5 protein-coding genes are annotated in these 5,435 nt (G+C 65.7%); all 5 read right to left on the bottom strand.

Annotated features, from left to right (window positions below):
• Positions 1-64 precede the first annotated feature (64 nt).
• The 5 genes from nadC to panB are packed head-to-tail and all read right to left on the bottom strand — an operon-like array spanning position 65 to position 5,253.
• Positions 65-907 (bottom strand): carboxylating nicotinate-nucleotide diphosphorylase, encoded by an 843-nt coding sequence (gene nadC / locus EIP85_RS22300; protein WP_127904405.1) that lies wholly within the window; start codon positions 905-907, stop codon positions 65-67.
• Positions 904-2,472 carry an L-aspartate oxidase gene (locus EIP85_RS22305; RefSeq protein WP_127904406.1) on the bottom strand — a complete coding sequence of 523 codons (1,569 nt, stop codon included), beginning with the start codon at positions 2,470-2,472 and terminating at the stop codon, positions 904-906. Before EIP85_RS22305 ends, nadC begins: the two co-directional genes overlap by 4 nt.
• A gap of 15 nt (positions 2,473-2,487) precedes the next feature.
• Positions 2,488-3,537 carry a quinolinate synthase NadA gene (gene nadA, locus EIP85_RS22310; protein ID WP_127904407.1) on the bottom strand — a complete coding sequence of 350 codons (1,050 nt, stop codon included), beginning with the start codon at positions 3,535-3,537 and terminating at the stop codon, positions 2,488-2,490.
• Positions 3,530-4,426 carry a pantoate--beta-alanine ligase gene (gene panC, locus EIP85_RS22315; RefSeq protein ID WP_127904408.1) on the bottom strand — a complete coding sequence of 299 codons (897 nt, stop codon included), beginning with the start codon at positions 4,424-4,426 and terminating at the stop codon, positions 3,530-3,532. The genes nadA and panC overlap by 8 nt, the downstream gene beginning before the upstream one ends.
• Positions 4,420-5,253, bottom strand: coding sequence for a 3-methyl-2-oxobutanoate hydroxymethyltransferase (gene panB, locus EIP85_RS22320; protein WP_127904409.1), 834 nt, complete (start codon positions 5,251-5,253; stop codon positions 4,420-4,422). Before panB ends, panC begins: the two co-directional genes overlap by 7 nt.
• Positions 5,254-5,435 lie beyond the last annotated feature (182 nt).

Genomic DNA, 5,435 nt, shown 5'->3' on the forward strand with positions numbered 1-5,435 from the left:
TCGGCCCGACGTCTTCGGCATTCAAATTCGTATCTTCCATAAGAGGCCTTCTCAATTCGGAGCGTCAGAAATCGAGCCCGAGGTCGAGCGCGCGAACGGAGTGCGTGAGGGCTCCGACAGAGATGTAATCGACCCCGGTGGCCGCGACCTCCGCGATCCGGTCAAGCCGCATGTTGCCGGAGGCTTCCGTGACGACCCGGCCTTCGGCCATCGCCACGGCCTCCGCCAGCGTGGCGGTCTCCATATTGTCGAGCAGCACGACATCGGCGCCGCCGGCGCCCAGCACCTCCTCAAGCTGATCGAGGCGATCGACCTCGATCTCGACCTTCATCATATGCGAGGCCCCTGCCCTGGCGCGCTCCAAGGCCTCGTGGATCCCACCGGCCGCGGCGATGTGATTGTCCTTGATCAGGATGGCATCCCCGAGGCCGTAGCGATGGTTCGACCCGCCGCCGTGGGCCACGGCCATCTTCTCGACCAGCCTCAGGCCGGGCGTGGTCTTCCGGGTGCAGGTAATCCGCGCGCGCGTCCCATGCGTCTTCGCCACGAAGGCCGCGGTCAGCGTCGCGATGCCGGTGAGCCGCCCAGCGAAGTTCAGCGCCACCCGCTCTGCCGACAGGATTGAGGCCGCGGAGCCGGTGATGACCATCAGTTCCGCGCCTTTGTCGAAGACGGTGCCATCCGGAACCAGCATCTCGACGTCAAGTTGGGGGTCGAGCAAATGGAAGGCCATCTCCGCGACCTGCAGGCCGGAGGCAATGCCAGCCTCACGCGCGTTGAGAACGGCCCGGTACTGGGTCTCTTCCGGAATGACGAGACGGGTGGTGATGTCTCCCGAGGGACCAAGATCTTCCAGGAGCGCGGCTCGGACGATCGGCTCGAGCAGCAGGTTGGGGAGGGTCGTCATGCGGGTTCCTTCCTGCCGCGCACGCGGATCTCGCGGGCAGCCTCGAGTGTCAGAGTGCTTCTTTGGGCATAGTCAGGCCGGGGCTCCGGAACGTCCGACCTGAAGTGGGCGCCACGGGATTCCTTCCGGACCAGGGCTGCGGCCGCGATCAGCGCCGCCGTCGCGGCCATGTTGCGCAGTTGCGGGTCTTCGCTCTCCGCCTCCAGTCGGATCGTCTCGGCCAGGGCCGCTCCAAGACCCACCGCCTCACGGACAACCCCTACGTTGTCAGTCATCAGCTGACGCAGGCCCGCGACGGCGTCCGCATCAGGGTCCGGTGCCTGCGGATCCGGGCGGAAGGGAAGCGGGGGAAGCGCCCCTGCCCCTTCCCCGATCCTGTCCCGGATATCCCGCGCGCAGGTCTCGGCAAAGACGAGAGCTTCCAAGAGCCCGTTCGAGGCCAGGCGGTTAGCACCATGAAGCCCGGTGCTGCTGGTCTCGCCGCACGCCCAGAGGCCGCCGAGGTTGCTGCGACCCTTCAGGTCCACCTCGACGCCACCCATGTGGTAATGCGCCGCCGCCGCGACCGGGATCGGGTCGCGTAGCGGATCGACGCCGCCGGCCGCACAGGCTGCCGCCACCGCGGGAAAGTCCTGCAGCAGGCGATCCCCCAGGGCCGCGCGTGTATCAAGCGCAGGGCGGAGCCCGGCTTGGGTCTGCGCATAGACCGCGCGCGCGACGACATCGCGGGGAGCGAGCTCCGCATCGGGATGCAGCCCGAGCATGAACCGCTCGCGCCTCCGGTTCACCAATATGGCCCCCTCCCCGCGCAGCGCCTCTGTCGCAAGCGGTGCGGGATCAAGACCGATGTCGATGGCCGTCGGATGGAACTGCACAAACTCCGCATCCGCGATCCAGGCGCCCGCGCGCGCCGCCATGCCGATCACCTGTCCGCGGACCCGTGGCGGATTTGTGGTCAGTGCGTAGAGCCCGGCCGATCCCCCACCGGCCAGGAGAACCGCACGACCGGTCAGACGGCGCTGGGTCAGGACGCCGGAGCGCCGAAAGGCAACCTGAACGCCGGTGACATAGCTGCCTTCCATCACCAGGTCCGTTGCCACCGCCCCTTCGAGCCGAGCGATCCTCGGGGTCTGCTCGACCAAAGCGACGAGCGTCGCCATGATCTCGCGGCCGGCCTGGTCGCCGCGAACGCGCACGACCCGCGCGATGCTATGGGCCGCCTCGCGGGACAGCAGGTAGTTGCCGAGAGCGTCGCGGTCGAAGGGGGTCCCGAGCCCCGTCAGATCCAGGACGTGCGATGGCGCGGCCCCCGTCACGTACCTGGCCACGGCCGCATCGACGATCCCTGCCCCGGCCCGGATCGTATCGGCGGCATGGCGCATCGGGGTATCTTCGGTCCCCATCGCCGCAGCCACCCCACCCTGCGCCCAGGCCGAGCTGGCGCCAGAGCCGAGCGGTTCGGGCGAGATCAGCAGAACGGGCAATGGGGCGAGCTTCAGCGCGGCGTAGAGCCCCGCCAAGCCTGCGCCGATAACGATGACGCGTCCTGTGTCCAATGTTGTCATGAACGGATGTTCGCTTTATGCCCTGGTGCGCTGTGTCACATCGATCATCCGTTGCACGGCGGCCCGCGCAGGCTCCGCGATAGCCGGATCGACCATCACCTCGGTCGTCATGTTGTGGAGCGACCACAGCACCTTCTCCAGCGTGATCCGCTTCATATGCGGGCAGAGGTTGCAGGGGCGGGCGAAGTCGACGTCCGGCAGTTCGTCAGCGATGTTGGAGGCCATCGAGCATTCGGTCATCAGCAGGGCCTGCCGCGGCTTGTGCTTGTGCAGCCAGTCGATGATCCCGCTGGTCGATCCGGTGAAGTCCGCCTCGGCCACCACCTCCGGCGGACATTCGGGATGGGCAATGACCGCCACCTCTGGCTGGTCCGCGCGATAGGCCCGCACGTCTTCGGCCGAATAGAGTTCATGCACCATGCAGGCGCCATCCCACCAGACCACGCGCTTCGAACTCTGCGCCGCCACGTTCTGCGCAAGGTAGCGGTCGGGCGTCATGATGACCGTATCACCCTCCATCGCCTCGACGATCTGCAGGGCGTTCGCGGAGGTGCAGCAGATGTCCGAGGCGGCCTTCACCTCGGCGGTCGTGTTCACATAGGAGACGACCGGCGCCCCGGGGTATTTGGCCCGCATCTCTGCGACGCCAGCGGCGGTGATGGACGAGGCCAGCGAACACCCCGCCTCGACATCCGGGATCAGCACCCGGCGGGACGGGTTCAGGATCTTGGAGGTCTCGGCCATGAAGTGCACGCCGCATTGCACGATCACCTCGGCCTCCACCTCGGTCGCCTTGACCGCGAGCTGCAGGCTGTCTCCGACGACATCGGCGATGCCGTGATAGATGTCCGGCGTCATGTAGTTGTGGGCGAGGATAACGGCGTTCCGTTCCCGCTTGAGCTTGTTGATGGCGAGCACATAAGGCGCGGCCATCATCCACTCCGCCGGCGAGATCACGCGGGCCGCACGGGCGTAGAGCCCGGCCGTCGCCTCCGCCTTCTCAGCCGTGGGCGTCAGATCATAGCACTCGGCGAGCTCCAGGCGGATGTTAGGCAGGTCAAGCATTCATCGATTCCGGGACAGAAAGATTGGGATCGCTCTGTGCGGACATCGCCGCGGCGACAGGGACGTTGTCTATGAGCCGCACGCCATCAATCCACGCAGCGCAGCACAGTCGTGCCGGTCGGTCGGCAATAGACATTGGCTCCAGGCCATCTTCAGATCGGAATTCGAGATAGTCTATCGCCGAGTATCCTGACGCGAGGATGACTGCTGCTGCCGCAGCCAGGGCAATAGCAACCTGCTCTCCGTCGGCAATGCGGGCCGCGGCTTCCTTGAGGGCACGGAAGAGCGCCGTGGCGCGAGCAAGGGCCTCCGTGCTCAGACGCGCATTGCGCGACGATAGCGCGAGGCCATTGGTATCACGAACCGTCGGACATCCGACGATCCGCACTTGCAGATCGAGGTCGCGCACAAGGCGGCGAATGACCTGCAACTGCTGAAAATCCTTCTCCCCGAAGAACGCCAGGTCCGCCCTGGTCTGCAGCAGGAGCTTCGCGACCACTGTCGCGACACCGTCGAAGTGCCCCGGACGGCTTGCCCCGCAAAGGCCCTCGGTCACACCGCTAACCGAGACGGCCGTGGCAAATCCCTCTGGGTAGATCTCCGCTACATCGGGGACATACGCAATATCGACACCGCGCACTGCCAGCTTTGCTCGGTCTTCCTCTTCGGTGCGGGGATAGAGTTCGAGGTCTTGCGGGCTGTTGAACTGCTTCGGGTTCACAAAGATGGTGGCGATCACCCGTTCGGCGGCCTGCCGGGCTGCATCCACCAGGCTGAGGTGCCCGTCGTGCAGCGCCCCCATCGTCGGGACGACAGCGATACGTTCCCCGGCGCGTCCCCAATCGGCAATGGCTTGGCGCAGATCTCTCCGTGTCCGAAGGGTCAGCATGAGATCTCCTCCGCGGTATCCGCGTATTCGTGCTCGGCAGCCGGAAAGCGGCGTCCACGGACTTCTTCGGCATAGCTGCGGATGGCCCGTTCCGCCGCCTCTCCCAGTGCCGCGTAGCGCTTGACGAACTTCGGCTTGAACGCGGTGAAGAGGCCCAGCATGTCGTCGACCACCAGGATCTGTCCGTCGCAGGCAGAGGACGCGCCAATCCCGATGGTCGGGACATCGATCGAAGTCGTGATCTCTGCCGCAAGCCGCGCCGGGACCTTTTCCAGCACAACGGCGAAGGCGCCGGCCTCGGATACGGCTCGGGCATCGGCCGCGACCCTTGCCCCATCTGATCCACGCCCCTGCACCGCATAGCCGCCAAGCATATGGATCGATTGCGGGGTCAGACCGACATGGCCCATCACGGGGATCCCGCGCGCTGTCAGGAAGCGGATGGTCTCCGCCATCGCCTGCCCGCCTTCGAGCTTCACCGCCCCTGCCCCGGTCTCCGTCATGAGCCGCGCCGCGTTGCGGAAGGCCTCCGCAGGATCCGCTTCATAACTCCCGAACGGCATATCGATCACCAGCATTGCGCGCTCGAGCCCGCGCGCCACAGCTTGCCCGTGCAGGATCATCATCTCCATCGTCACACCCAGAGTGGAGGGCAGGCCATGCAGCACCATGCCAACGCTGTCACCGACCAGGACGATGTCGCATTCGGAATCCACCAACCGCGCGACAGGGGTCGTGTAGGCCGTGAGGCAGACCAGAGGAGTTCCGCTCTTGCGGGAACGAACGTCGGATCCGCTGAGACGATTGTGGGAAACTGAGACGCTCAACTGGCCTCCCTCCAGGTTGACGCAACGTCAAGGACTTATATCGCCGCAGCGCAGAAGGGCCAGTGGGGATTCTGCTGCGAGCGCAAACATGTCGTGCATTAACGCATCTGTGAATGTGCCACCGTTTGCACGGGCACTTACCCCCCGAGTTCATCAGCAAATCACGTAAGTGATTGATATCG

Origin of the sequence: Solirhodobacter olei (genome assembly GCF_004010155.1) — a bacterium.
Classification (GTDB): domain Bacteria; phylum Pseudomonadota; class Alphaproteobacteria; order Rhodobacterales; family Rhodobacteraceae; genus Solirhodobacter; species Solirhodobacter olei.